27 protein-coding genes are annotated in these 26,035 nt (G+C 68.9%); 7 read left to right on the forward strand and 20 right to left on the reverse strand.

Annotation, left to right across the window (positions count from 1 at the left end; genetic code table 11):
• Nucleotides 1-61: 61 nt before the first annotated feature.
• From NMB40_RS12410 to NMB40_RS12470, 13 genes are read right to left on the reverse strand one after another with little or no spacing between them, the layout of a single operon-like run.
• Nucleotides 62-1,174, reverse strand: a complete 1,113-nt coding sequence (locus tag NMB40_RS12410) for an EscU/YscU/HrcU family type III secretion system export apparatus switch protein (protein ID WP_494358590.1) — start codon at nucleotides 1,172-1,174, stop codon at nucleotides 62-64.
• On the reverse strand, nucleotides 1,171-1,962 hold the full coding sequence (gene sctT / locus NMB40_RS12415; RefSeq protein WP_494358591.1) for a type III secretion system export apparatus subunit SctT: 792 nt from the start codon (nucleotides 1,960-1,962) through the stop codon (nucleotides 1,171-1,173). The genes NMB40_RS12410 and sctT overlap by 4 nt, the downstream gene beginning before the upstream one ends.
• Nucleotides 1,963-1,966: 4 nt before the next feature.
• Nucleotides 1,967-2,224 carry a type III secretion system export apparatus subunit SctS gene (sctS, locus tag NMB40_RS12420; protein ID WP_068853566.1) on the reverse strand — a complete coding sequence of 86 codons (258 nt, stop codon included), beginning with the start codon at nucleotides 2,222-2,224 and terminating at the stop codon, nucleotides 1,967-1,969.
• A gap of 2 nt (nucleotides 2,225-2,226) precedes the next feature.
• Nucleotides 2,227-2,892, reverse strand: coding sequence for an EscR/YscR/HrcR family type III secretion system export apparatus protein (locus NMB40_RS12425; RefSeq protein ID WP_494358592.1), 666 nt, complete (start codon nucleotides 2,890-2,892; stop codon nucleotides 2,227-2,229).
• Complete coding sequence (locus NMB40_RS12430; protein ID WP_494358593.1) at nucleotides 2,889-3,842, reverse strand: FliM/FliN family flagellar motor switch protein; 954 nt, start codon at nucleotides 3,840-3,842, stop codon at nucleotides 2,889-2,891. Before NMB40_RS12430 ends, NMB40_RS12425 begins: the two co-directional genes overlap by 4 nt.
• Nucleotides 3,839-5,035 (reverse strand): SpaN/EivJ family type III secretion system needle length determinant, encoded by a 1,197-nt coding sequence (locus NMB40_RS12435; RefSeq protein ID WP_494358594.1) that lies wholly within the window; start codon nucleotides 5,033-5,035, stop codon nucleotides 3,839-3,841. The genes NMB40_RS12430 and NMB40_RS12435 overlap by 4 nt, the downstream gene beginning before the upstream one ends.
• Nucleotides 5,026-5,472 carry a hypothetical protein gene (locus NMB40_RS12440; protein ID WP_494358595.1) on the reverse strand — a complete coding sequence of 149 codons (447 nt, stop codon included), beginning with the start codon at nucleotides 5,470-5,472 and terminating at the stop codon, nucleotides 5,026-5,028. The genes NMB40_RS12435 and NMB40_RS12440 overlap by 10 nt, the downstream gene beginning before the upstream one ends.
• Nucleotides 5,456-6,706 (reverse strand): FliI/YscN family ATPase, encoded by a 1,251-nt coding sequence (locus NMB40_RS12445; RefSeq protein ID WP_494358596.1) that lies wholly within the window; start codon nucleotides 6,704-6,706, stop codon nucleotides 5,456-5,458. Before NMB40_RS12445 ends, NMB40_RS12440 begins: the two co-directional genes overlap by 17 nt.
• 44 nt (nucleotides 6,707-6,750) lie before the next feature.
• Nucleotides 6,751-7,146 (reverse strand): InvB/SpaK family type III secretion system chaperone, encoded by a 396-nt coding sequence (locus NMB40_RS12450; protein ID WP_481441310.1) that lies wholly within the window; start codon nucleotides 7,144-7,146, stop codon nucleotides 6,751-6,753.
• Nucleotides 7,143-9,209 (reverse strand): EscV/YscV/HrcV family type III secretion system export apparatus protein, encoded by a 2,067-nt coding sequence (locus NMB40_RS12455; RefSeq protein ID WP_494358597.1) that lies wholly within the window; start codon nucleotides 9,207-9,209, stop codon nucleotides 7,143-7,145. The genes NMB40_RS12450 and NMB40_RS12455 overlap by 4 nt, the downstream gene beginning before the upstream one ends.
• Nucleotides 9,206-10,333, reverse strand: a complete 1,128-nt coding sequence (sctW, locus tag NMB40_RS12460) for a type III secretion system gatekeeper subunit SctW (protein WP_494358598.1) — start codon at nucleotides 10,331-10,333, stop codon at nucleotides 9,206-9,208. The genes NMB40_RS12455 and sctW overlap by 4 nt, the downstream gene beginning before the upstream one ends.
• The gene (sctC, locus tag NMB40_RS12465) at nucleotides 10,314-12,002 is read right to left on the reverse strand and encodes a type III secretion system outer membrane ring subunit SctC (RefSeq protein WP_494358599.1); all 1,689 of its coding nucleotides are present in this window, start codon (nucleotides 12,000-12,002) and stop codon (nucleotides 10,314-10,316) included. Before sctC ends, sctW begins: the two co-directional genes overlap by 20 nt.
• Before the next feature lie 3 nt (nucleotides 12,003-12,005).
• Entirely contained in the window at nucleotides 12,006-12,683 is a 678-nt protein-coding gene (locus NMB40_RS12470; protein WP_282245285.1) for a helix-turn-helix domain-containing protein, read from the reverse strand.
• 187 nt (nucleotides 12,684-12,870) lie between these two features.
• On the opposite strand from NMB40_RS12470, the gene gloA2 reads away from it, so the two are divergent.
• From gloA2 to rnfB, 5 genes are all read left to right on the forward strand, one after another.
• Nucleotides 12,871-13,263: an SMU1112c/YaeR family gloxylase I-like metalloprotein gene (gene gloA2, locus NMB40_RS12475; protein WP_494358600.1), complete on the forward strand. Its 393-nt coding sequence runs from the start codon at nucleotides 12,871-12,873 to the stop codon at nucleotides 13,261-13,263.
• Nucleotides 13,264-13,373: 110 nt separating this feature from the next.
• Nucleotides 13,374-13,817, forward strand: a complete 444-nt coding sequence (locus tag NMB40_RS12480; protein WP_494358601.1) for a DUF2147 domain-containing protein — start codon at nucleotides 13,374-13,376, stop codon at nucleotides 13,815-13,817.
• Nucleotides 13,818-13,876: 59 nt separating this feature from the next.
• Nucleotides 13,877-15,955, forward strand: a complete 2,079-nt coding sequence (gene metG, locus NMB40_RS12485; protein WP_494358602.1) for a methionine--tRNA ligase — start codon at nucleotides 13,877-13,879, stop codon at nucleotides 15,953-15,955.
• 24 nt (nucleotides 15,956-15,979) lie between these two features.
• The gene (locus NMB40_RS12490) at nucleotides 15,980-16,570 is read left to right on the forward strand and encodes an HAD family hydrolase (protein ID WP_494358603.1); all 591 of its coding nucleotides are present in this window, start codon (nucleotides 15,980-15,982) and stop codon (nucleotides 16,568-16,570) included.
• A gap of 25 nt (nucleotides 16,571-16,595) precedes the next feature.
• Nucleotides 16,596-17,024 (forward strand): Rnf electron transport complex subunit RnfB, encoded by a 429-nt coding sequence (rnfB, locus tag NMB40_RS12495; RefSeq protein WP_282245295.1) that lies wholly within the window; start codon nucleotides 16,596-16,598, stop codon nucleotides 17,022-17,024.
• On the opposite strand, the gene NMB40_RS12500 is transcribed toward rnfB, so the two are convergent.
• Nucleotides 17,005-17,352, reverse strand: coding sequence for a RidA family protein (locus NMB40_RS12500; RefSeq protein WP_282245297.1), 348 nt, complete (start codon nucleotides 17,350-17,352; stop codon nucleotides 17,005-17,007). The two genes, rnfB and NMB40_RS12500, sit on opposite strands and share 20 nt — an antisense overlap.
• Before the next feature lie 149 nt (nucleotides 17,353-17,501).
• Between NMB40_RS12500 and mprF the strand changes: the two genes are divergently transcribed.
• Nucleotides 17,502-20,069, forward strand: coding sequence for a bifunctional lysylphosphatidylglycerol flippase/synthetase MprF (gene mprF, locus NMB40_RS12505; protein WP_494358604.1), 2,568 nt, complete (start codon nucleotides 17,502-17,504; stop codon nucleotides 20,067-20,069).
• Here the strand turns inward: mprF and NMB40_RS12510 are convergent.
• From NMB40_RS12510 to NMB40_RS12530, 5 genes are all read right to left on the reverse strand, one after another.
• Nucleotides 20,032-21,330 (reverse strand): hypothetical protein, encoded by a 1,299-nt coding sequence (locus NMB40_RS12510; RefSeq protein WP_494358605.1) that lies wholly within the window; start codon nucleotides 21,328-21,330, stop codon nucleotides 20,032-20,034. The genes mprF and NMB40_RS12510 overlap by 38 nt on opposite strands.
• Nucleotides 21,330-22,694 carry a virulence factor family protein gene (locus NMB40_RS12515; RefSeq protein WP_494358606.1) on the reverse strand — a complete coding sequence of 455 codons (1,365 nt, stop codon included), beginning with the start codon at nucleotides 22,692-22,694 and terminating at the stop codon, nucleotides 21,330-21,332. Before NMB40_RS12515 ends, NMB40_RS12510 begins: the two co-directional genes overlap by 1 nt.
• A gap of 78 nt (nucleotides 22,695-22,772) precedes the next feature.
• Nucleotides 22,773-23,402, reverse strand: a complete 630-nt coding sequence (locus NMB40_RS12520; RefSeq protein WP_494358607.1) for a DUF998 domain-containing protein — start codon at nucleotides 23,400-23,402, stop codon at nucleotides 22,773-22,775.
• A gap of 12 nt (nucleotides 23,403-23,414) precedes the next feature.
• Entirely contained in the window at nucleotides 23,415-23,606 is a 192-nt protein-coding gene (locus NMB40_RS12525) for an oxidoreductase-like domain-containing protein (RefSeq protein WP_282245307.1), read from the reverse strand.
• A gap of 45 nt (nucleotides 23,607-23,651) precedes the next feature.
• Nucleotides 23,652-24,254 (reverse strand): HD domain-containing protein, encoded by a 603-nt coding sequence (locus tag NMB40_RS12530; protein ID WP_494358608.1) that lies wholly within the window; start codon nucleotides 24,252-24,254, stop codon nucleotides 23,652-23,654.
• 109 nt (nucleotides 24,255-24,363) lie between these two features.
• On the opposite strand from NMB40_RS12530, the gene NMB40_RS12535 reads away from it, so the two are divergent.
• Nucleotides 24,364-25,530, forward strand: coding sequence for a tetratricopeptide repeat protein (locus NMB40_RS12535; protein WP_494358609.1), 1,167 nt, complete (start codon nucleotides 24,364-24,366; stop codon nucleotides 25,528-25,530).
• A gap of 58 nt (nucleotides 25,531-25,588) precedes the next feature.
• On the opposite strand, the gene NMB40_RS12540 is transcribed toward NMB40_RS12535, so the two are convergent.
• Entirely contained in the window at nucleotides 25,589-25,924 is a 336-nt protein-coding gene (locus NMB40_RS12540; protein ID WP_494358610.1) for a zinc ribbon domain-containing protein YjdM, read from the reverse strand.
• Between the last annotated feature and the right edge of the window lie 111 nt (nucleotides 25,925-26,035).

Here is a 26,035-nt window from a genome sequence, read left to right on the forward strand (position 1 = left end):
ACGGCGCTGCAGGACAAGCACAGTGTGGCGGGGGTACGAAGGAGGGGCTTTCGGGTTTCCCTCATCCGCTGGGCGGACGTGGGATCGTGTCGTCAAGGCCGGGCGTCGTATCCGGCGCAGAATCGGCAGAAGGATTGGAATCTGATGGCGCGTCGGCATGGTTGCGCTCGATGTCCTTCAGCCACATCAGGATCCGGGAGATGGGCGTCACCAGTTCGGCCGGCACGAACTGGTAGCGGCGCGCGTTGAAATACACCGCGCGCGCGACCGGAATGTCGCGCACGACCGGGATGCGCAGCCGCTCGGCGAGGGCAATGACCTTGCGCGCACGATTGCCGCGCTCGCGCACGGACACGAACTGCAGGCCTGGGTAATCGGGATGGACGAAGATGCCCACCGCGATATGGGTCGGGTTGGCCAGGATCATCGACGAGCCTGCGACATCGGACTGCACCTGGGCCGACAGCTCCTCGCCGATCTGGCGGCGGCGCTGCTTGATCTCCGGATTGCCGTTGTGGTCTTTGTGCTCCTGCTTGACCTCGTGCTTTTCCATGCGCATCTCGCGGATGTACAGCCGGTACTCCACGAACGCCGCAGCAAGCGCGATTGGCGACAGTACGGCCAGCAGCAGCGCGGTGCTGCGCCAGCCCACGCTGTACCACAGCGCCCCGGCGGCCTTGTCCGGCATCTGCACCTGGGCGAACAGCGACGGCGCGAACAGCTTCCAGGCCAGCACCGCGAAGATGATGCCGGCCAGCAGGTACAGCACCGCCGTCACCAACCCCTTGATGGTTTTGAGCGAGAACAGGTTCTTGAACCCGGAGATCGGGTTGACCCGGGCCAGGTCGATGCGCACCGCTTCGGCAGCGATCACGCCCCGGCTCTGCACCAACGAGATCAGCACGGCGGCGACAATGGCGGCAGCGCCTACCGGCACCGCAATCCACAGGAAGGCCACCGTGGCCTGCCACGCGGCCTCGGCCGGGGTCAGGCTGAAGCCCCGCTCGGCCATGCCGCGGTAGAAGCCATACAGCGCGCGGCTGGAAATCATCGTGGTCATGGCCACCAGCCCGGCCACCAGAACGGTCAACCCGGCCAGGTCGCGGCTGACGAAGCTCTTGCCCTTCTTCGATTCCTTGAGCAGGCGGTGCGGGGTGGGCTTTTCGGTCTTCACTCAGGCACCGCCAGCAGGAGCTGCAGGGCATCGGTGCTGTCGCGGATCAGCGGCACCTGTTGGGCCACGGTCGGCATGAGGTAGAACAGCAACGCGATGAAGGCGATGTACGACTTGACCGCCAGCGAGATCGAGAACGGATTCATCTGCTGGGCAAAGCGCGAGAGCACGCCAAGCAGCACCTCCACCAGGAACAGCAGCAGCAATACCGGCAACGCCATGCGCACCGCGCCGGCCAGCAGGGTGCCGGCGAAATCCTGCACGCGGGGCAGGTCCAGCGCGAGTACGCCGCCCATCGGAATCAGCGTGTAACTGTCCTGGATCACTTCCAGCAGCACGACCATGCCGTCGGTGGCCAGGAACACCACCACGCTCATCAGCTGCAGCAGGTTGGAGGTTTCAGTGGCCTCCATGCCGCTGACCGGGTCGAGCATGGCGCCGATGCCGGCACCGCGCTGGTTGTCGATGATGGCGCCCATGCCGTGGAAGATGTGGAACGGCAGGGCCACCACCAGGCCGATGGCGGTACCGATCAGCACTTCGCGCAGCACCACGCCGGCAGTGGAAAGGATGTCCGGCGGTATGCTGGCCCCGGCCGTGGACGGCCACAGGCCGATCAGGATCATCATCGCCACCACGGTCCGGGTCATCTTGGCCGGCATCACGCCCGGCGAAAGATAGGGAATCCAGACCAGGCACGCACCGATGCGGGCCATGCCCAGCAGCGCCGGCAGGCCGTGGTCGCGGGCCAGCGCGACCAGTTCGGTGTCGAGCGGGGAAAGCTGCACCGCCCTACCCGTTCAGCGCGGTGTGCAGCGCCAGCCGGGCGAAATCCAGCATGCGCGCCGACATCCAGGTCATCAGCACCAGCAGGCAGGCGATCACCGCCAGCAGCTTGGCACCGTAGGGAAGGGTCTGCTCCTGCAGCTGGGTGACGGTCTGGAACAGGCCGATCGCCAGGCCGACGATGGTGGCCACCGCCACCGGCGCGGCCGACAGCAGCAGGATGAGCAGCAGGCTTTTGTTGCCCATGAACATGATCGCGTCCATGGCTACATCGGCACGTCGAGGTACTGGCGCACCAGACCCTGCGAGAGCAGGCTCCAGCCATCCATCGCCACGAACAGGATCAGCTTGATCGGCGCGGAGATGGTCACCGGGCTCATCATCATCATGCCCAGCGACAGCAGCACGCTGGAGACCACCAGGTCGATCACCACGAACGGCAGGTACAGGTAGAAGCCGATGCGGAAGGCATCTTTCAGTTCGCTCAGGGCGTAGCTGGGCATCAGCGCGAACAGCGAGCGCTCGTGCGGCTCCAGGTCGGGCACGGGCATGCCGTCTTCCGCGTGGCGCGCGCGTTCGAAGAACTTCACCAGTTCCGGGTCCGAATAGGTGGCCAGGTAGACCTTGTAGCCGTCCAGGCTGCTGTCGAGGAAGGTCACCACGGCCGCTACTGAATTGAGCGGTGCCTCCAGCGCGACGTAGGCGTCGTACATGTTCTGCACGATCGGCTGCATCACGTAGAAGGCCAGCATCAGCGCCAGCGCGTTGAGCACCATGTTGGACGGCACCTGCTGCAGCCCCAGGCCATTGCGCAGCAGCACGAACACCACCGAGAACTTCAGGTAGCAGGTGCCCGCTGCGATCAGGAACGGCAGCAGCGCGGCCATCGACATGACCGCGATCAGCGAGATGTCGTTGTTGACGAAATTCATGGCAGCACGGGCGCCTGCGCCAGCTGTACGCCGAGCTGGTCACCCACCTGCACCAGTTCGCCGCGGGCGATGAGCTGGCCGTTGACGCGCAGCTGCAGCTGTTTCCAGGCGTCGACAGGCAGGTGGAACACGGTGCCGGGCTGCAGCCCGTCCAGTTCGCCGATGGCGTGCTGCAGCTGGCACAGCACCACGTCCACGTTGACGGGCAGGCGCTTGATGTCGATGCCGGCCGCAGGGGCGTCGGCGGCCGGCGCCACGGCAGGAGGGGCGATGTCGGCGCTGCCGTCATCGTCGTCGAGGAAATCGAAGGGTGTGTTCACGGCGATGGTCTCTAGGGTGAAGTCGAAGGAGTACAGGCGACGGCCCCCCGTGCGGGCGACCGGGTGCAGCTGGTCCAGCAGCAGGACCGCGCCTGGGGCAAGGCCGCGCAGCCGGTGCAGCGGCAGCCGCAGGCGGGCGATGCCCAGTTCCACGGGCAGGCGCAGCGCCTGCAGGGGGGCGGCGATGGCGCCGGCATGGACGATGTCGGCCTGTTCGATCCAGGCCAGGCCCTGGGCGGTGGGCAGGCAGGGGGGCGCCCCCTCGCCCACCGCCAGCACGCTCACCGGCACCACGTCATGCAGGGTCACCTGCGCGCCCCGGAAGGGCCCGGCGGCGATGTCCAGCAGCGGCTGGTCGGGCAGCCAGCAGGCCAGCGCGGTGCGGTCCACCAGTTCGGACCAGGCCAGCCCGCCCATCGCGGGCAGCATGGCCGGGCACCAGTGGTCTGCGGCAACCGCAAGGCGCAGCGTGCCCATCGGGCTGCTGACATCGAACTGCAGCATGGCGCCCCGCGACGGCAGGGGATGCCAGTCCGGAGTGAGGTTCACGCGCGCGCAGGCTGCGGCAATCGCGGCCTGCGTTGCCTTGGCCGGTGTCAGCGCGGGAAAGGGCCAGCGTCGCGCGTTCATGCGTCACCCTGCCCGCCGTGGCGACGGCGGCGCTCGTCGGTGGCGCTGTCGCTGCTGTCCACGGCGATCTGCAGCTCGGCGCCATCCGGTGCCACGGCGGAGGTCAGCGCCTGCGCTACCCGGGCCGACGACGATTGCATGTGCAGGCGGCCGCCATCGAGGCGCGCGGTCACCGAATGGCCTGCGCCCCAGCTGTTGAAGGAAACGTGGACCTGGCTGGCCGCGTCGGCACGCTGGGCCATGGCGGTCTGCAGCGCTTCTGCCTGGCGCGCGGCGCGCACATGCTGGCGGGTGCCCAGGTTGGCGTCGGCGCGACGCGCGTCGGCCAGCGTCTGGCCGTCCGTGCCGGCTTCAACGCCCTGCTGCGGGGACGCACCGGTCATGACCTGCACAACGGTGGACTGCGTGGCATCGGCTGCGGCAGAGGGCTCGACCGCCCTCTGCGGGGCCGTTTCCACCGCGCCTGCAGGTGCCACCTCAACCGGCGCCGAACGCGCCGGCGTCGGATTCACGGTACTGCCGCTGGCCTTGTCGATGGCCGTTGCAGCGTGGTCGCGCTGAACGCGCGCGGCTGTCGATGACGACGGTTGTGTGCGGGCACCGCCTTCCAACGCTGCGCTCGTGCCCTCCGCAGGGGTGTTGGCAAGCAAGCCGTTCGTCGTAGACGACGCCTTGGCCGCTTCAGGTGCGATCACGGAGGGCGCGGGTGGAACCGACGCGACAACGGAAGGCTTTCCTTCTGCCGCCACAGCGGCGAGCGCAGGCGCAGGCTCGCCAGCCGGCAGCGACACCACGGCAGGAACGGGCGCATCTGCACCCGACGACGGCTGCGCATTCCCGCCAGGACGCTGAAGGGGTGCGTTGCTGGCCAGCCCACCTTGGTGCTTCCCTGCATGCCGCAGCAGCGCCTGCGTCTGCCCCCGCTCAGCCGCAGTGGCATCGCGGCGGCGGGAAGCGTGCTCACGCGGCAGGCTGGCATCGAGCTGCCTGGGCATCGGCGCCTGCAACTGCTCCGGCGCAACGTCGTCCGATGCGGGAGCGCTGTCGTTGATGTCGTGCTGCGGCTGCTCCTCGGGCATCTGCTGCGGCAGGCGCGCTGGCTGGCGGGCCTCTACCCGCTCGCTCAGGGAGACCGGCTCGACCGGGCTGGCGGCCGGTACGGCGGCCTGCGGTTCCTGGATGTTCAACGACATGTGTATTCCTCTTGGATCTGGCGCTCCTGGCGGCGCAGGCGCGCCTGCCGGTGCTTCTGGTCGATATGTGCACCGACGGCCTGCAGCCGCCGCGCACGTGAGTGGTTGCCAGCCGCGGCAAGGCGCAGCGCCTGTTCCTGCTCGCGGGCGTCGCCGGCCTGCTCCTGCAGGTGGCCGGCGCGCAGTTCGCATTCCAGGACGTGCGCGCGGGCGATGGCGACACCGCGCAGGCGCTCAAACAGGCGCTGGCGGTCCAGCCCGTGTTCCTCGCCCAGCTGTGCGGCCTGCAGGCGCGCATCCGCCGCGCTGCGCAGGGTCTGCGCCTCGCGGTCACGTTGGGCGGCCTGTTCTGCCTGCGCGCGGGCGTCGCGGCGCAGGCGGTGCGCGCGATGCTCCAGCAGCGTGGCCAGCCGCGCAGGGTCAGCGGGCGAGCGCATCAAGTGCCTCCACCGCAGCGTCGAACGTGACCGGCGCGTGCAGCGGCTGGCGCAGGAACGCCAGCAGGCGCGGTTCGCGGGCCACCGCATCGTCCTGCTCCGGCTGCACGCCGGGGCGGTATTCGCCGATGTCGCGCAGCAGCTGCAGGTCGTCCAGCCGCCCCATCACCGCGCGCACGCGGGTAGCGGCCACTGCCTGGTGCTCACGGGCCAGCTGCGGGTAGAGGCGGCTGGCGCTGCGCAGCACGTCGATGGCCGGGAAGTGGCCACGCTGGGCCAGGCGCGGGCTGAGGTAGATGTGCCCATCCAGCAGCGATTTGACTTCTTCGCCGACCGGATCCGGGTCTGCATCGTCTTCCAGCAGCACCGTGTAAAACGCGGTGATGCTGCCGGTGACGGCATTGCCCGGGCGCTCCACCAGGCGCGGCAATGCTTCAAATACCGATGCGGGGAAGCCACGCCGTGCCGGCGGCTCGCCGGCCGACAGCGCCACGTCGCGCAGCGCGCGGGCGTAGCGGGTGGCCGAATCCATTACCAGCAGCACGCGGCTGCCCTGGTCGCGGAAGTACTCGGCGATGCGGGTGCCCACCATGGCCGCGTTGACGCGGGTAGCAGGCGAGGAATCGGAGGTGGCCTGCACGACGATGGTGCGCGCCGCCGCCGGACCCTGCCGGATCGCCTCGACGAACGAGGCCACTTCGCGGCCGCGCTCGCCCACCAGCGCCACGACCCGCACACCGCAATCGGCATTGGCCAGCAGCATTTCCACCAGGGTGGTCTTGCCACAGCCGGCCGCGGCAAAGATGCCCATGCGCTGGCCCTCGCCCACGGTGAGCAGCGCGTCGAGCGCGCGGATACCGGTGGCAAAGGGGGTCTGGATCGCCTGGCGCTGGCGATAGTCCAGCGGGGCCGCCTGCACCGGCGCGGGTACGCCGGCTGCATCCACGGCGTCACCGTCGCGCAGCCGCTCCACCACCTCACCGAACCCATCCAGCACGCAACCCAGCAGGTGCGTACCCAGCATCACCTGCAACGGGCGGCCGGTGGCGGCCACCACCACGTCGGCCGCAAGCCGCACCGGTGCGCCGACCAGGGCCAGCGTGGCCACGCCATGATCGACCCGGGTCACCACGCCGTGGGTGAGCACGCGGTCATCGCCCGCCGAACGGCGCACGTGGCAGTGTTCCCCCACGGCGACATCCGGCAGTGGCACGCGCAGCTCGCCGGCGCGCATGGCAACCGGCGTGGCACAGGGACGCCAGCAGGGCGTGGCGGCTGTCACCGCAGCAGGGCCTGCAGTTCGATCACGCGTGCGTGGAAGCCTTCGATCGCAGCGGCCAGCAGGCTGGACTCGTGGCGGCAATCGGGCTGCAGCGCACCGCCCACCAGGCAGCCATCTTCCAGCTGGCGCAGGGCCAGGCAGCCGTTGGCGAAATGCGCGGCAGGCGCGGACAACGCGGTGAGCAGTTCGTCGGCGCGGTTGCTGAAGCGCTCGGCCGGGGAGGTATCCAGGCGGCCCCACAGGTACACCATGTCGTCCACCGGATCGAGCAGCAGCTCGCCCACGTCGGCAAAGCCCATCACCACCGAAGAGTGGGTATCGAACTGGAACCGCGAGGGGTCGCAGCCCAGTTCCTGGAGGGCGGAGTTGAGGGTATCCAGCAGGGAGGTCATAAGCTTCTCATCACATCAAGGGTGACCGTGTCGGAGATCTCGGCGAACGAGAGCACGGCGGTCGAGGGGAGGCGGGTTTCAATGAAGCGTTTGACGAAGCGGCGGATGTCCGGCGCGACCATCAGCACCACGTCGGGGCGGTGTGCGGCGACTTCGCCGACATGCAGGGCGAAGCGATCCATCAGCTCGCCGGCCTCGGCCGGTTCCAGGTTGAGGTAGGCCGCGCCCTGGCTCTGGCGGATGCCGGCGCGGATCTGGTCTTCGACCGGGCTGGACACCAGGATCGCGGGAATGCGCCCATCGCGGGCGAAGCGTGCCGAGATGTAGCGTGCGAGGGCGCCGCGCACGTGCTCCACCAGCAGGATCACGTCCTTTTCGCGCTGGCCCCACTGGGCCAGGGTTTCCAGCACCACCTTCATGTTGCGGATGGACACGTCTTCGCGGAGCAGGCGCTGCAGCACTTCGGCCACGCGCTGGATCGGCATGTGCCGGTAGGTTTCCTTGACCAGTTCCGGGAAGCGCTTCTCCAGCGCATCCAGCACGTGCTTGGCCTCCTGGATGCCGAACAGCTCGCCGATGTTGCGCTGTACCGCGCCATGCACCAGCCGCCGCAGTTCCTCGTAGTCGCTGGAGACATCGCAACCCAGCGCGCGCACATCCTCGTGTGCGTCGGCCGGCACCCACCGCGCCGTGGCGCCGTCGTGTGGCACCACCAGGCCCATGTCGAGCGCTTCCAGTTCGTCCTGCCGGCCCCAGACCCGCACGTGCCCGCTGACCACATGTGAAGACGCGGCCGGAATCTCGTTGATCAGTACCTTCACCTCATGGTCCTGCGCCGGCGTGTGGCTGCGCAGGACCAGCGGCGCCAGCTGCATGCCGGTGTTGACGAAGGCGTCGTGGCGCAGCTGTTCTTCCCATTGCCCCGCCATGCCCGCCTCATGCAGCGACGGCGGCATCAGCAGGATCAGCGGCAGGGTTTCGCTGGTGAGGCGGGCGTTGGCGGTGTCGCCCTTGCCCGCGGGTGCGGCAGCGCCGCCCTGCCCCGCCCCCTGGGCGCCGCCGGCATCGGCGGTCTTCGCGCGGCGCAGGCGCCACACCAGCATCGCCGTCAGGCCGACGGCCAGGCCGGCGAACACCGGCAGCGGGAAGCCCGGCAGCAGGCCCAGCAGCAGCACCAGCACCGCACCGGTGCCGAGCACCACGTTGCTGTTGAACAGCTCGCCCAGGATGTTGGCGCCCAGGTTGTTGCTCTCGCCGCTGACCCGGGTGACGATGAAACCGGCGCTGATGCAGATCAGCAATGCGGGGATCTGCGCGACCAGGCCATCGCCGATGGTCAGCAGCGTGAAGGTGTTGAGCGCCTGCGAAAACGCCATGCCATGCTGCAGCATGCCCACGGCGATGCCGCCGAACAGGTTGACGAACACAATGACGATGCCGGCGATGGCATCGCCCTTCACGAACTTCATGGCGCCGTCGTAGGAGCCGTACAGCTGGCTTTCGCGCTCCACGTCGCGGCGGCGGCGCTGCGCCTCTTCCGAGGTGATGGCCTCGGCGCGCAGGTCCGCATCGATGCTCATCTGCTTGCCGGGCATGCCGTCCAGCGAGAAGCGCGCGACCACTTCACCGATACGCTCGGAACCCTTGGTGATCACGATGAACTGGACCAGGGTGATGATGGCGAAGATCACCGCGCCCACCACCAGGTTGTCGCCCACCACGAAGTCGCCGAAGGCGCTGATGATATGGCCGGCGTCGGCATCGAGCAGGATCAGCCGGCTGGTGCTGACCGACAGCGCCAGCCGCATCAGCGTGGTAAACAGCAGTACCGAGGGGAACGTGGAGAAATTGAGGATGCGCTCGACGTAGAACGAGCTGAGGAAGATGACGATCGCCACCGCCATGTTCAGGCCTATCAGCAGGTCGACCAGGAAGGTCGGCAGCGGGATGATCAGCATGGCCACGATCACGGCCATCAGCACCACCAGTGCCAGTTCGGGGCGCAGGATGCCGCGGGCGCGCTGGCCCCAGCCGCTCGTGGCGGTGTTTGCCGTGGTGCTCATACGCTCACCCCACCGGCGTGGCCGGCGTGCCAGCGTTCGCGTTTCATGCTTTCCACCACCACCACCTCCAAAGACTGCGCCGCGCGTTCGCGCGCCAGGTCATCGCTCCACACCGCATCGGGCAGGCCGCCCAGCGCGCGGCGCAGCGCCTGCACCAAGCGCGCTCGTTCGGGCGCGGACAGCGCCACCCGCGCATCGGCCAAGGGGCCCGCGAACAGGCCGGCCCAGTCCTGCAGGCCGCGCACCACATCCAGCAGCCCACCGACCACCGCTTCGGCGGTGGTGGACAGCCGCGCCAGCAGCCGGTCGCGGGTGGCCTCCTGTACCAGCAGGTGGTCGGTGGAGCGCAGCACGGCCAGGTTGCGTACCTGGCGCAGCAGCCGGCCGAACTCCAGGTGCGAGGCACTGGGGTCGAGCGAGTACATGTCCGCGCCGATCGCCTGCTCCATGAAGTCCACCACCTGCGCGCGCCGCTCGAAACCGTACAGTGCGATCCAGCCGGCGTACTCGCCCACGCAGTCCTGGTGGTTGCCGATGAAGTCACGATAGCTCTGGCGCAGCGCCCGGGCCGAAAACTGACTGCCGCGCGCAGCCAGCCGCGCCTTGATTGCCACGTTCAGGCCACCGCGCGTGGCCGCGCTATTGCCCTGCGCGGCCTCGTCGGCGAGCAGCTGCTCCAGCGACTGCTGCAACAGCTCGCGCAGTTCCTGCAGTTCGTCATCGGCGATCAAGGAGCGCAGCACCGCCAGCATGTCGCTGGGATCGGGGAACAGCTGCCGGAGCAGCGCCAGCAGCTGCACCGGGCTGCGCATGCCATCCAGCAGCGCGCGCAGGTCCATGACCTTGCCGTGCACCTGGTCATCCAGCACGTGGTCGATCCACGCCTGCGATTCCACGCTGGCGCCGGTCTGTTGACCATCGCGGCGATTGCGCAGCGAGGCCACCAACGCGGCCAGGTCATCCTGCATGGACATGGCCGTGGCCAGCGAGCCCGGCTTGGACGGCCTGCCCAAGCCGGACAGCAGGTCCCTGGCCGTGTCGTCGCGGTCGCCCTGCGTACTGGCCTGGCGGGGTGTCACCGGCAGCGGCGCGGTGATGTGTCGATTAATGGCCGGCAGCGCCATGCACGTCCTCCGCAGCGTTGAGGTGCGGATGCAGCGCGCGGATCTGGTCGCGCACGGCGTCGCCTACGCCGGGGCCGTACACCTCCGGCATGCGGTAGCCATCCACCGGGTCGCTGCCGGTAAGCAGGCGCGGCTGGATCAGGAACACCCGCACCAGGCTTTCCGCCGAGCGGCTGTTGTGGCCGAACAGCTTGCCCACGCCGGGAATGCGGCGCAGGCCGGGAATGCCGCTGTAGCCGTCATCGGCCTGCATGCGGGTGTAGCCACCCACCAGCAGGCTGAGCTGCTGCGGCACGCGCGCCACGGTATCGATCACGGTGCGGTTCACCAGTGGCAGCGATGCCACCGCGTTGGTGGCGTCTGCCGCGCCATCTTCGATCTTCAGCTGCATTTCCACTTCGTTGCCGCTGGAAATGCGCGGGCGCACGCTGATCAGGGTGCCGTAGGTGACCTGTTCCAGCGATACCGCACGGTCGCCCACCAGCTGGGCGTAGAAGGTCTGGTTGCTGTCGAAGTACGCCGGGATGTTTTCCTGGGTCAGCAGCACCGGGCGCGAGATGATGTGCGCGTCGCCCTTGCTGGCCATGGCCTGCACCGAGGCCAGGAAACGACTGCCGTCCAGCGTGCTGACCGAGGGCGACTGGTTGATGCCGATCGCCAGCCGGTTGCCGATGTTGATGCCACCGCTCCAGTTCACGCCCAGGCGGTCCAGCTCGGTCTTCTTGATGTCGATGATCCACAGCGACATCTCGATCTGCTTGCGGGGAGTGTCCAGCTCGCCGACCAGGCGCTTGATCTGTTCGATCTGCGCCAGCGTGCCGCGCACCACCAGGCTGTTGGTTTCGGCGTAGGCCATCACCACGGCGGGGCTCGGCCCGACCGGCACCTGGGGGGCCACCTGGGCCGCCGGCGGCGCGGGCGCAAGCGACGGCAGGAGCTCTTCGGTGATGGTGGCCGGATCGACCGGCAGCGAGGGCTGCTTGACCACGGCACCGAAGTCACCCAGCTGCAGGACCCCGGACAGCACGTCGGCCAGGCCCGGCAGGGAGACCTCACTGGTGCGCAGGCCGTAGCGGCGCCCGTTGACGAAGCTGTGTTCGAGCTTGATCACCTCGACGTGGTGCGGGCTGGCATCGGCGCCTTCATACAGGTCATCCAGATAGCGCGCCGCGTTCATCACGATATCCACGTACACCGGCGGACCGGCCACGTAGAACGTGCCGTCGGCACCGCCGCCGCGCACCGGGTAGCGCGTGTCGGACAGCCGCGCCTTGCGCAGGAAGTCCGACAGCGTGGCGATCGAGGTATGCCGCAGCCCGCCGACGGCGTTCTTCTGCTCGTCGGCGTCATATACGTAGATCGACTGACCGTCGCTGTACCAGACCAGGCCCAGTTCCGCCGAGACCTTGGCCAGCACGTCCAACGGCCGCGCCAGGTCGAAACTGCCGCTGACCTTCTTTTTCTGCGCCTTGGGGCTGAGCACTACGGCCTGTCGGGCACGGGCGCCGAGGGCATTGAGCAGGTGGCTGGCGTTGTCGGCGCGGGAGACGAACCCGGTGGCGTGCGGCAGGTCGGCGCGATCCTGGATCGCGGTGCCTTCGAGCGGGGTCTGTGCGAGTGCAACAGTGGGTACGGTCAACAACAGCAGGTACAACGACAGGGAACGCATGGATCACTCGTTGGGCGTCGAGACGGCCCGGTAGACGGAAAGGGGCGAACAGCCGATCAGCGATTTGACGTCGGTGCAGAAGTGCGACAGCGACGCATAGCCGTGGTCGGCGGCGAGGTAGGTGAACGAACGCGCACGGCCGGGATAGGCCAGCAGCGCGCGCGCGGCGCGCTGGATGCGCAGCTCGCGCTTTAGTGGGCGGCCCAGCACCTGCCGGCAGCGCCGGTGGAACTGCGCCGAAGACAGGCCATAGCGCTGGGCCAGCGCGGCCACGGTGTTTTCGCCGCCTTCGTCCAGCAGGAAACGCATCAGGCCGTAGCTTTCGCTGCGCGCCAGGTGCCGCAGCAGCTGGGCCGCCTGGCCATCCTCGGGTTGCCCGGCACCGCGCGCCAGCTGGTCGATCAGCCACGCGGCCGCCACATCCGGATCTTCCAGCGCGGCCGTTACCACCCAGCACAGCGGCTGCGGCTCACCGGCCGGGCGCAGCACGTTGCTGGCATGGTCGAAATGGGCCAGCGCCCGCGCCATGCCACTGCCGGCCAGCGTGAGGGTGTCCAGCCCGGTGTTGCGCGGCAGCGGCACGCCGGCCAGCAGCAGGCGGTTACCGGGAGCGAGCTGGATGGCCTGCCCACCGACGGTGAGGTCGATAGGGCCCTGCCCTGCATTGACGATGACGTGCATCCGACCACTCCCGTTCAGGCATTTGCCGAGGCGGCACGCGGTCTGCGGCCCTGCTCGATGAGGGCTGCATGTTGGAGACGCCAGGGGGGCAAGGCTCTACAAGAAGTTAGAAAGCCAGCGCGAGTTGCGGTATTTGTATCGCCCCCACCCAGACGGTTGCGCGGATGCGCCACCAGGAATCGATCCCATGACACCCCTGCTTGGCATCCACCATGTCGCCCTGATCTGTGCCGATTACGACCGTTCGCGCGACTTCTACGTCCGCGTGCTCGGGTTGACGGTCAAGGCCGAGCACCACCGCGCCGCGCGCGATTCGTGGAAGCTCGACCTGGCCCTGCCCGACGGCGGCCAACTGGAGCTGTTCTCGTTCCCTTCGCCGCCGCCCCGGCCCAGCCGCCCGGAAGCGCAGGGCCTGCGCCACCTGGCGTTCCGGGTAGCCACCCTGGAGCCGATGATCGAACGCCTGGCGGCCGCGGGCGTGCCCTGCGAGCCGATCCGTGTCGACGAGTACACCGGCCAGCGCTTCACCTTCTTCGCCGACCCGGACGGGCTGCCGCTGGAGCTTTACGAAGTCAGCTGAATGCGTTGTAGCGGCCGCTGCGGGTCCGTTCCGTACCGAAGCGAATGGGTATACAGTCCAGCTGTCCCGGCCGCGCGCCGGCATCCACGTACATCCCTGGGAGGGGAAACATGCGCAAGACCTTCAAGACCCTGCTGCTGGCGCTGCCGTTGATGATGGCCGCAGTGTCCGCTTCGGCCGCCGACAGCGCGGCGGGCCGCTGGAAGACCATCGACGACAAGACCGGTCAGGTGAAGTCGATCGTGGAGATCACCCAGGCCGCTAATGGCACCCTCACCGGCAAGGTGGTGGAAGTACTGAAGTCGGACAAGGGCCCGAACCCGGTCTGCGACGACTGCAGCGGCGCCAACAAGGGCAAGCCGGTGAAGGGCATGACCATCCTGTGGAACCTGAAGCCGGACGGTGACCACAAGTGGGCCGGCGGCACCGTGCTGGACCCGGCCAACGGCAAGACCTACAAGTCCAAGGTGGAACTGCACCAGGGCGGCAAGAAGCTGGACATGTCCGGCTGCGTGGCCTTCATCTGCCGCGCCCAGACCTGGATCCGCGAGTAACCGCTGGCTGGGGGGGAGCGTGCGATAATCCCGCGTTCCCCCCGCACCCGCGCAGCCTCATGACCCGCACCGCTCTTGTCACCACCGCACTGCCCTACGCCAACGGCCCGCTACACCTGGGCCACCTGGTCGGCTACATCCAGGCTGATATCTGGGTGCGCGCGCGGCGAATGAGCGGCGGCAAGACCTGGTTCGTGTGCGCCGACGACACCCACGGCACCCCGATCATGCTGGCGGCCGAGAAGGCCGGGGTGACCCCGGAAGCGTTCATCGCCAACATCCAGGCCAGCCACGAGCGCGATTTCGCCGCGTTCGGGGTCGCGTTCGATCATTACGATTCGACCAATTCGGCCGGCAACAAGGCACTTACCGAAGCGTTCTACCTCAAGCTCGAGGCGGAAGGGCACATCACGCGCCGTTCGGTGGCCCAGTTCTACGACCCGGCCAAGGGCATGTTCCTGCCCGACCGCTACATCAAGGGCATCTGCCCCAACTGTGGCACGCCCGACCAGTACGGCGACAACTGCGAAGTGTGCGGTGCCACCTACTCGCCGACCGACCTGAAAGACCCGCGTTCGGTCATTTCCGGCGCCACCCCGGAAATCCGCGATTCGGAGCACTTCTTCTTCGAGGTGGGCCGTTTCGAGGCGTTCCTGCGCGAGTGGCTGGCCGGCGACGTGGCCCTGCCCGGGGTGAAGGCCAAGCTGGGCGAGTGGCTCAATGCCGAAGGCGGCCTGCGCGCGTGGGACATCTCGCGCGATGCGCCGTACTTCGGCTTCCAGATCCCGGGCCACCCGGGCAAGTATTTCTACGTCTGGCTGGATGCGCCGATCGGCTACCTGTCCAGCTTCCAGGCGCTGTGCGCGAAGAACGGCGAGGATTTCGACGCGCACCTGCGCGCCGGCACCAGCACCGAGCTGCACCATTTCATCGGCAAGGACATCGTCAATTTCCACGGCCTGTTCTGGCCGGCGGTGCTGCACGGTACCGGCCACCGCGCGCCGACCCGCCTGCACGTCAACGGCTACCTCACCGTGGATGGCGCGAAGATGTCCAAGTCGCGCGGCACCTTCGTGATGGCCCGCACCTTCCTGGATGCCGGGCTGGAGCCGGAAGCGCTGCGTTACTACTTCGCGGCCAAGTCCTCGGGCGGTGTCGACGATCTCGACCTGAATCTGGGCGACTTCATCGCCCGCGTGAACGCCGACCTGGTCGGCAAGTTCGTCAACCTGGCCAGCCGCTGCGCCGGCTTCATCAGCAAGCGTTTCGATGGCCGCCTGGCCGATGCGCTGCCCGATGCCGCGCAGTACGATCGCTTCGTGGCCGGCCTGGCACCGGTGCGTGAAGCCTATGAGCGCAATGATCCGGCCGCCGCGCTGCGCCTGACCATGGCGCTGGCCGACGAAGCCAACCGCTACATCGACGAGCAGAAGCCGTGGGTGATCGCCAAGCAGGAGGGCGCCGATGCGCAGCTGCAGTCGGTCTGCACCCAGGGGCTGAACCTGTTCCGCGTGCTGGTTACCGCACTGAAGCCGGTGCTGCCGGCCACCGCCGCGCAGGCCGAAGCGTTCCTGGCCGCCCCGGTGCTGCGCTGGACCGACATCGCCTCGCCGCTGCTGTCCCACACCATCGCCGTGTACAGCCCGCTGTTCACCCGTATCGACCCGAAAATGATTGACGCCATGACCGACGCTTCCAAGGACACCCTCGCCGCCCCCGCCCCTGCGGCCCCGGCCAAGCCCGCCAAGCCGGCGGCAGCGGTTGCCGCGCCGGCCGCCGCTGCAGCTGCGCCTGCGGACGGCCCGGCCTACATCGGTATCGACGATTTCGCCAAGCTCGACCTGCGCATCGGCAAGGTGCTGGCCTGCGAATTCGTGGACGGCTCGGACAAGCTGCTGCGCTTCGAACTGGATGCGGGCGAGCTGGGCAAGCGCCAGATCTTCTCCGGCATCCGCGCCAGCTACGGCGAGCCCGAAGCGCTGGTCGGCCGCAGCGTGGTGTTCATCGCCAACCTGGCCCCGCGCAAGATGCGCTTCGGCCTGAGCGAAGGCATGATCCTGTCGGCCGGTTTCGATGGCGGCGCACTGGCGCTGCTCGATGCCGACAGCAGCGCGCTGCCCGGTATGCCGGTTCGTTGAGTCGAGCCCAACGGGAGGGTGTAGATGGAACTGGCCCTGATCGACTTCGACAACACCGTCACCGACTGCGACACCTACGCGCGGTTCCTGCGCCGCGTGGCCACGCCTGAACAGCTTGCGCAGGCGTGGTGGAAGGTCGGGCCGTGGTTGCTGGCCTACCGGTTGAAGCTGATTTCCGCCAAGCGCATCCGCGCGCGCGTGACCTGGCTGGTGATGCGGGGCCGCCATGCAGACGATATCGCGGCGCAGGCCGCCGGGTTTTCCCGCGAGGTGCTGCCCGAGGTGGTGCGACCGAAGATGCTGGAGCAGATTCGTTGGCACCTGCAGCAGCGGCACACCGTGGTGATCGTGTCCGGTTCGCTGGACCTGTACCTGCGGAGCTGGTGCGACGCGATGGGGCTGGAGATGATCTGCAACCGGCTGGAAAGCCGTGACGGCCGCCTGACCGGGCGCTATGCCGAGGGCGATTGCGGACCACGCAAGGTCGAAAGCATCCGCGCGCGCTACGATCTGTCTCGCTACGTGCGCATCCATGCGTACGGCGACAGCAGCGAAGACCGCCCGATGCTGGCCCTGGCCCAGGAACGCTGGTATCGCGGTAAACCCTTGAAGTGAACAACCCGCGCAGCCGACGCCACGCATGACATCACCTTCCCTGCCCCTGATCGAACGCCTCGACCGCCTGCTGCCGCAGACCCAATGCGGCCAGTGCGGCTACGACGGCTGCCGGCCATATGCCGAGGCGATGGCACGTGGCGAGGCGGGCGTGGACCATTGCCCACCCGGGGGTGACGAAGGCGCGCGTGCGCTGGCACGCGTGCTGGAGGTGCCGGCGCTGCCGTTCGATCGCCGCCGGGGCGAGCACAAGCCCGCGCAGGTCGCGCGGGTGATCGAAGCCGACTGCATCGGCTGCACCAAGTGCATCCAGGCCTGCCCCGTGGATGCGATCGTGGGCGGCGCCAAGTACATGCACGCCGTCATCGCCGATCTGTGTACCGGTTGCGAACTGTGCATTCCACCGTGTCCGGTGGATTGCATTGAACTGGTGCTTACGGCAACGCGGCCGTAATCACGATCTCCACCTTCCAGCTCGGGTCGGCCAGCTTGGCTTCCACCGTCGCACGCGCCGGGGTCATGCCGTTCACCACCCATTCGTCCCACGCCGCGTTCATGCCGGCGAAATCGCCGATGTCGGCCAGGTAGACCTCCGCGCGCAGCACGTGCTGCTTGTCGCTGGCCACCAGTGCCAGCAGCTTGTCGATCTCGGCCAGCACCTGGCGGGTCTGGCCGGTGATGTCCTGGCTGGTGTCTTCGGGAATCTGGCCGGACAGGTAGGCAACCTTGTTGTGCACGGTCATCTCGGACATGCGCGGACCGACGTCGAAACGTTCCAACATGGCGATGGCTCCTCTGTGATGGTGGTCCATTGTCACCGATGCCGGGTAAAGCTGCTTGGCAAGCGCCTGCCGGAAGCGCACGATGCGCCCGCAAGGCACCACCGGGTGTTTTGACTCTTTCCTCGCCTGCCCCGGAGCATGCTGTCCCGATGACCGACCCCGCCCCTGCCCCCTCGTCCCGCGTCGGCTGGCGCCGCGCAGCGACCGTCATCTTCAGCCTGGGGATCCTTGCGCTGGCCCTGCACGGGCTGGCCAACGAGTTCGACGATCATGGTTATCGGGCCATTCGCGACGCTTTCCACCAGCTGAGTGGCGGACAGATCGCACTGACCGTGGTGCTTGGCCTGGCCAGCTATGCCTGCCTGATCGGCTTCGATGCGATCGGCCTTCGCCGCAGCGGCAAGCGCCTGCACCCGGCGCGCGTGGGCATCACCGCCTTCCTCGCCCACACCCTGGGGCAGACGCTGGGCTTTGCGGCGCTCACCGGCGGTGCGGTGCGCCTGCGCGGCTACGGCAGCGCCGGGCTGAACCTGGCGGAGATCGGCCAGGTGGTGCTGATGAGCACGCTGGGCTTCATGTTCGGTGCGTGGCTGCTGTTGGCGCTGGCGTTCCTGCTGGAACCGGGCGCCGCTGCACTGGCACTGCCGGTCTCGGCGCAGGCCGTGCGCGTGCTCGGCGCGGCAGGCCTGCTCGCTTACGTGGGCACCGTGCTGCTGGTCGGGCGCGAGGGTCGCAGCTTCCAGATCCGAGGCCATGCACTGTGGCTGCCGGACCGCCGCACCATGCTGGGGGTCACCGCGCTCAGCGTGGTCGAACTGGTGCTGGCCAGCGCGGCGTTCTACGTGCTGTTGCCGATGGATACGCCGACCGGACTGCCTGGCTTTGTCGGCCTGTACCTGGTGGCGGTGCTGGCGGGCCTGATTTCCAGCGTGCCGGCCGGGCTGGGCGTGTTCGAGTGGAGCCTGCTCAAGCTGCTGCCGCAGGTGGCCCCTGCTGCGGTGCTTGCAGCGGCCCTGATCTATCGGGTCACCTACTACGTGTTGCCGCTGCTGCTGGCCACCGTGCTGGCCGTAGGACCCGCCCTGCGCCGCCCGCTGCGGGTGGGCGCAGGCGCCACCCGCGCCGGCTGGACCGCGCTGCGCCCGTGGTTGCCGCAGATCATCGCGCTGGCGGTGTTCAGCGTGGGCGCTGCGCTGGTCATCGATGGCACCCTGCCGACGCCGCGCCGGCACCTGCTGCACGCATCGCTGCCGATCCTGGAAACCTCGCACCTGCTCGGCAGCCTGGCCGGCGTGGTGCTGCTGCTGATCGGCCAGGGCCTGCAGCGGCGCAGCCATGCGGCCTGGGTGCTGGCGCTGGCGATCTGCGTGGTCGCGCCGCTGCCGATCTGGCTGCGCGGCGGCCAGGTGCTGATCGCGCTGGCATCGGTGCTGGTGGCGATGGCGCTGTGGGCATCGCGCCGCGAGTTCTACCGGCAGGGTGCGCTGCTGGATGAAGCGTGGTCGTGGCCATGGATCCGCAACCTGGGCCTGGTGCTGGTGGCGGTGATCTGGCTGCTGTTCTTCGTGTACAGCCATGTCGAATACCAGAACGAGCTGTGGTGGCAGTTCGCCGCGCAGGGCAACGCGCCGCGTGCGCTGCGTGCGCTGCTGGTGGTGGCCATCGCGCTGGCCATCTTCGGCCTGGCGCGGCTGCTGCACAGTACCCGCACCCCGCTGCCGCCGGCGGACGCCGGCACGCTGGATGCGCTGGCGCCGGTCCTGCTCGCGGCACAGGACACCCAGGCCTGCCTGGTGCTCACTGCAGACAAGGCGGTGCTGCGCGATGAGGCCGGCGGCGGCTTCGTGATGATGCAGCGCTATGGGGGCTCGTTGATCGCCATGGGCGATCCGGTCGGGCCGCCGGACGTCGCCCGCGCATTGATCTGGCGCTTCCGGGAGGAAGCCGACCGCCTTGGCCTGCGCCCGGTGTTCTACCAGGTCGGCGAAGCGTACTGGCAGACCTACCTGGACCTCGGGCTGACCCTGGTGAAGCTCGGCGAGGAAGCGATGGTGCCGCTGCAGGATTTCGGCCTGGAGGGGCGCGAACGGGCCGACCTGCGCCAGGCCTGGAACCGGGGCAAGCGCGGTGGCCTCAGCTTCCGCGTGGCCGCGCCCGAAGAGGTCCCTGCGCTGCTGCCGGTGCTGGCGCAGGTCTCGCAGCAATGGCTGGACGACAAGGCCGGCGATGAGAAGGGCTTCTCGCTGGGCAGTTTCGATCCGGCCTACCTGGCACGGTTCCCGGTGGCGATCGTCGAGGCTGAAGGCCGCATCGTCGCCTTCGCCAACCTGTGGCAGGCGCCTGCCGGCCGCGAGTTGTCGGTGGACCTGATGCGGCACGTGGACGACGCGCCCAAGGGCACGATGGATTTCCTGTTCATCGAGCTGTTCCTGTGGGGACGCGAACAGGGCTTCCACCGCTTCTCGCTGGGCATGGCGCCGCTGTCGGGGCTTGCCCAGCACCGGCTGGCCGGGCGCTGGAACCGCTTCGCCAACGTGGTGGCACGCCATGGCGAGCGCTTCTACGGCTTCAGCGGGCTGCGCCGTTTCAAATCCAAGTTCGCACCGCAGTGGCGCGCCCGTTACCTGGCGGCGCCGGGCGGCATGCACCTGCCTGCCGCGCTGCTGGATGCCACGCGGCTCATCTCGCTGCCGCCATCCGCGCAAACACGTCGGTAAACCGCGCCACGCTCTGGCTGCCATGGATGGCATGCAGGGCCTCCCCTGCCAGCACGCGCTCTTCCCAGATCCACGCCAGCCGTGGATTGCCTGCCAGGTCCTGCCAGACGGCCAGCAGGGCTTCCGCTGGCACCGTTTCGCCTGCCATCAGCCGTTCGGCGACCGCGATGCTCGCCGGTTGCTGGGTGATGTAGGCGATCGCCCGTGGCGACAGCGGGATGGCGGCAACCGGTTCGGGCAGGAAGTAGCGGGCCGCCATCGGCCACGCCGCGTGGGTGTCCGCCAGGCGCCTGAGCGAGGCGCCGCTGATGTGCAGCACCTGCGGCAGGCGCCTGTTGCCTCCCATCGCGAAGGGATAGGTGATGCCCGGCTGCGCGCGGGCCGCCATCTCAACCACTCCGTTGCGGAACTTCACGCAATCGGCGGCAATCGCGGTGGCACCACCGGCCTTTGTTTCCCCGATCAGCACGGCATCGGTGCCGTGCATGAGCAGGAAGTCGATTTCGCCTTTGACGTGCCGGCTGTTCTCCGGCCGCAGTCCGGCCGGCACATGCGCGCCCCTGGCAATGCGATAGCCCGCTTCGGAGTCGCCACCGGCGGCTGCGTTCATGGCAGCGCACAATTGCGTCAGCGACGCCCCGACATGGTCCTCCACGTCGCGGCCGCGTGCAGCGCCGCCGTTGACCGCCCGGGTCGACGCCCGCAGCGCCAGCCAGGCACTGACGTCGGCGTCCCGATCAAGTGCCGCCTTCTCCTCCAGCACCGCCCCGTGCGGGGCGAACGTGGTGGCAAGTCCCTCATCCAATGCCGCGGCGCTCGCCAGCACATCCGCCCAGCTGCCGGCTCCCCCGCGCGCGTGCTTGACCGCGCCGGCAAGGGTCACCAGCCTGCGCTGCCTGTCCGGGTCCGGTTCGCGTTCGATCCGGGCCGGGTAGGCAACATCGCCCAGTTTCTTCGCCGCGCGCAGCGCCGCCGCATACGCCGCGCCATCAAGCAGCAGCGTGTAGCGGCGCACCTCGGCGGATCGATGCCAGGCGATCGCCCTGCGCAGTTCGACATCGCGGTCCTTGACCAGCCAGGTCAGCGTCTCCAGCAGGGCTGCGCAGAACAGCGGGCCTGCGGTGTCGTCGTGCCCCGCCTGCCGCATCGCCATGGCATCCGCCATCTGCTGCGCGGCCGATGCCGGTGCGTCGCGCACGATCGCCCCGTCTGCCGCCATCAGCTGGAACAGCTGCGTTTCAACACCGGTGTCGCGGCCCATCACGGCGTCCGCGATTGCGCCGGCAGATGCTCCAGCAACGACTTCGCCAACAGGTCGTAATCGCCCTTGAAGTGGTGATCGCCGGGTAGTGCGACCACCGTGACACCGTTCTTCGGCAGCTCCGGGCACAACGCATCGGCATCCTCCTGGCCATACAGGCACACGGTGCGTTCGGCCGGCAGCCGGGCAATTTCCGGCGCGATGGGCAGGCCATCGCCGCCCCCGCCCAGCCAGTTGCTGACATGGAATTCGTAGTCGGCCTTGCGCCCCACCGACATCAGGCCGACCAGGGCGATGGACCCGCGCGTGGCCGGATCCAGCTGGTTGATTGCGGCCGGCAGCACATCGGCGCCCTGCGAGAAGCCGACCAGCACCAGCCGCTTGCGCTGCCACTGGTTGCCGTAATGCCGCGCGATGCGCTCCAGGTCGCGGGCGAAGCCCTCCGGGGTGCGTTCGGTCCAGAAATAGCGCAGCGAATCCAGGCCGACCACCGAAATCCCGTTCTCACTCAGCGCGGCGGCCACATCCTTGTCCAGGCCGGCCCAGCCGCCGTCGCCGGAGACGAAGATGGCCAGCGTATCGCCGGCCTGCCGTGCCGGCACTTCCACCACCGGCAGCCCCTTCAGGTCATCCGGCGGCGGTGCCAGGCTGACGCCCTTCTGCGCACCCATGACCTGGGCGGCCGCGAGCAGGCCAGGCAGGTCATCGCCACGCCCGGTACGTTGGAACTGCCGCCCCATCTCCACCTTGTGCACGAACGCGGTGGCATCGCCTGCCGCGCACTTGCGGTCACCTGCGGCGTTCAACCACGGAAACGCCAGCTCCGCCGGCTGCAGGCGGCCATGGCTGACACCGGCGCCGCACACCGCGCGCTCGCGCGCCTGGTCGGGACAGAAACCAGTGGTGACCAGGCCGGCAAAGACCTGCGTATCCGCTTGTGCCGCCACCGCGTAGGCCAGCTCGGCGCCGCTGCCATCGCCGCCGATCAGCGGCAGGTGGTAGCCCGGCACGTGCAGGTACGCCTGGAACCAGCGCGAGAAATTTTCCACGTCGCCGGCGCCGAAGCTGCAGTTTCCGCCGCCTTCGCGCGCCAGTCCCCTGCGCAGCCTGGCCACATCGACCTGGGCCACCAAGGCGCCCTGGGCGCGCAGCGCCTCGATGCGCTCACGCGTGCGCTCGGGTTCACTGCCACCATCGAACCAGACCACCACGCGCTGCGGGTGGCCTTCCGGTGCATGGATCGGGATGTCGTTGAAGCGCCCGTGGCTGACCTGCTGCGGCGCCGCCGGGGCGGCTGCGGCCCCCATCATCGACACCAGGCCCAACACCACTCCCAGTCCCCTGCCCACACTGGCTCGCCGCATCGTCACGCATCCCGGAAAAGTCGCCCCACGATACGCCTGTCCCCTGCCAAGGGCATGTACACAGGCTGGCCGCAGCGCCTACTCCAGCCGCGCAGCGTCCTCACGCCGCGCATGCCGCCACAGCTGCAGCGCGGCCACGAACAGCCACAGCACCACTGCGGCGATCACCAGCTTCTGCCCGGCCCCGCGCGGCGGGCCGCGCCACAGCACGTGCAGCCACAGCAGCGCGAAACACAGCCAGGCCCACCACCACGCTGCGCTGGCCCAGCGCGCCCACTGCGGATCGGCGCGCAGGTACCAGCTCTGCAGCAGCATCGCCACGCTCACGCACAGGAACGCGGTGTTGGCCGCCAGGCCATGGACCAGGGGGGCCAGCAGCGGCGCGTGCCCGGGCAGCCAGCTGTCGCCGATGGACACGCCCATCAGCCCCAGTGCGGCCACGCAGAACAGCAGCGGCGCCGCCGTGCTGCGCCGGGGCGAGCGGCTGGCGGCGTGCAGCGACCAGGCCAGCAGCATGATCGCCACGGCCAGGACGCAGTAAGCGGTCCGCAACGCCAGGCCCCAGGGGCCGTGCAGGTACAGGCTCAACGTGGCCTGCACCCAGTCCAGGTCATGGCGTGCCCACTGGGTCCACAGCGCGATGAGCACGAACCCGGCCAGCGCCAGCAGCGCCAGGCGGGCCACATGGGCGTGGGCAGGAAGGCTCATCGGGGGCGCTGCTCAGGGCCCGGCATCGGGATGGCGCAGCCGCCACGCGGCCAGGTCGGCGCGGTAGCGCTGCAGCTCGTCGCTGTACAGGTCCAGCACGCACAGCGGGCAGCCGCTGCCGCAGCACTCGTTGGGGCCGGGTTCTTCCGGCGGTTGCGGGCGCGGATCGGCATCGGGCGTGGCGGATGGAAGGGGAACGGGCATGGCGTGAGGGACGGCGGTCAACCGGTGCAGTGTAATCGACCGCTGTCAGTGCCCGAGTCGACGGCGCAGGTTGGCCCGCGCCGGTGCGTCCAGGCGCTGATGGAAGAAGTCACTGAGGAAGATGCGCGGGCTGCGCAGCAGGTGCTTGAGGAACCGCCGCCGGTTGAGCCGGAACAGGAACCCCGGCACATGCCCGGCGTATTCCTCGGCGATGCCACGGTCGTAGGCGTCGAACACGTCGGCCGGCGCGCCGAGGATGGCCATGTCGCAGTCCAGGAACAACGCCGCTTCGGGGTCCACATCACTCGCGGCCAGGGTGCCGTGGCGCGCGGTCAGCAGGATCAGCTGTTCGACCCGGGCCACGTCCACGCCGGCGCCCGGCAGCCAGCGCTCCACCTGCGCACGTGCCAGCGCGGCCGAGCGCGCTTCATTGTCGTTGCGCCCGGCCTCGTAGATCGCGTCGTGGTAAAGCGCGGCCAGCTGCACTTCGCGCGGGTGCGCCCAGCCCGGGCCGTCCGCCACCGCTTGGCAGTGCACCAGCACCGCGCGCACGTGCGGGTAGCCGTGATAGGCCCGTGGAGGCATGGCGTAGGCAGCTTCCAGGTCGGCCTGCATGGCCGCCGGCAACGAGAACGGTGAAAAGGTCATGGCGGCATCATTGGCCGGCCCCCGGGCGAATGGCAAGGGTGGCGGCGGGTGCAACAGGCCGACAAGCGGTGCGCCGGCTGGCGGGCGCCGGCCTAGACTGCAGCTACCAATGCTCCGTCGTGCCTGCGAGGTGACCGCGATGAACGGCTGGAAATCCCTTGCCCTGCTGGCCCTGCTGGCCGCCGCACCGACGCCTGTGCTGGCCGCGCCGCCTGCCAGCGCCGCGGTGCAGCCCCAGGCGGTCGAATCCATTCCCTCCCCGGAGCAGATCCTGGCCATTCCGCCGGATCTGCGCGCGTTGCTGCAGGAACGGGTGATCGCCCCGGTCAGTTCGCGCGAGCAGCGGCTGGTGCGGCTGGTGCACCTGATCTTCGACGAAGACGCCATGCACCTGGAGTACGACCCGTACGCCACCCACACCCTGGCCGAAACGTGGAAGACCCATCGCGCCAACTGCCTGTCGTTCACCCTGATGTTCGTCACCCTGGCGCGCGCGGCAGGCATCGATGCGCGGGTGCAGGAGGTGGCGCAGGTGGTCACCTGGCACCAGGACCAGGGCGTGATCTACAACGTGGGCCACGTCAACGTGGGGCTGAACCTCAACGGACGCACCGCCGTGGTCGACCTGGACCGCAACGTGCTCTATGACCGCTACGGGCCGCGCCCGATCACCGAGCAGCGCGCCCTGGCGCACTTCTACAACAACCGCGGCGCCGAGCACATGGCCGACGGGGACACCGCGCAGGCGCGCGTGTACCTGGATGCCGCGCTGGCGGTGGCACCGGCCTTCCCCGCCGGCTGGAACAACCTGGGCGTGCTTGACACCCGCGAAGGCCGCCTGGACCAGGCCCGCAAGGATTACGAACAGGCCCTGCAGCTGCAACCACGGCATGCGGCGGCGCTGACCAACGCCAGCGCGTTGTATCGCAGGTTGGGCGATGCGCGCCGGGCTGACGTGCTGGCCAAGCGGCTGGAACAGGTGCAGAAGAGCGATCCGTTCGCGCAGTTCCGCTTCGGCAACGAAGCCGAACAGCGCCACGACTATGCGCAGGCCATCGACTACTACCAGCGGGCAGTGCGCCTGTACAGCAGCGCGCACCAGTTCCATTTCGGGCTGGCACGCGCCTACTTCCTGGCCGGCAACACCCGCCGCGCCTCGCTGGAAATGCTGCGCGCCCGCGACCTGGCCGGCGAAGACGCCGATGTGCTGCGGGCGACCTACCAGGCCAAGCTGGACAGCCTGCAGAAATGGCGGGACCGCACCGCCACCAATTGAATGGCGGCGCACCGCCCGGTAGCGCCGGCCGTTGGCCGGCATCCACACGCGCAGGCGTTTACGCCTTCTTTAGAAAACAGGTCTTCAGGACCAGGCCCTTGATCTTGTCCGAGTTGCCCTCGATGTGCTCGGCATCGTCCTCGACCAGGCGGATGTTGCGGATCACGGTGCCCTGCTTGAGCGGGATCGACGAGCCCTTGACCTTCAGGTCCTTGATCACGGTGACGGTGTCGCCGCCGGCCAGCACGTTGCCGTTGCTGTCCCGCACGACCACGCCCTGGCCGCCTTCATCGCCGGCCGCCCACTCATGGCCGCAGTCGGCGCAGATCCACAGCGCGCCATCGGCGTAGGTGTTTTCCAGGGTGCATTGCGGGCAGGCGGGTGCGGCGGACATGGTGAAGCCTTCAGGTTCGGAACAACCCCCATTGTAACCGCCCGACCCGGGCAGGCCTTGCACCGGCGGCCCGCTTGCCGCACAGTGCGCGCCCCCTGACCTCCGGCCCGG

The organism is Stenotrophomonas sp. FBCC-B152 (assembly GCF_059134105.1).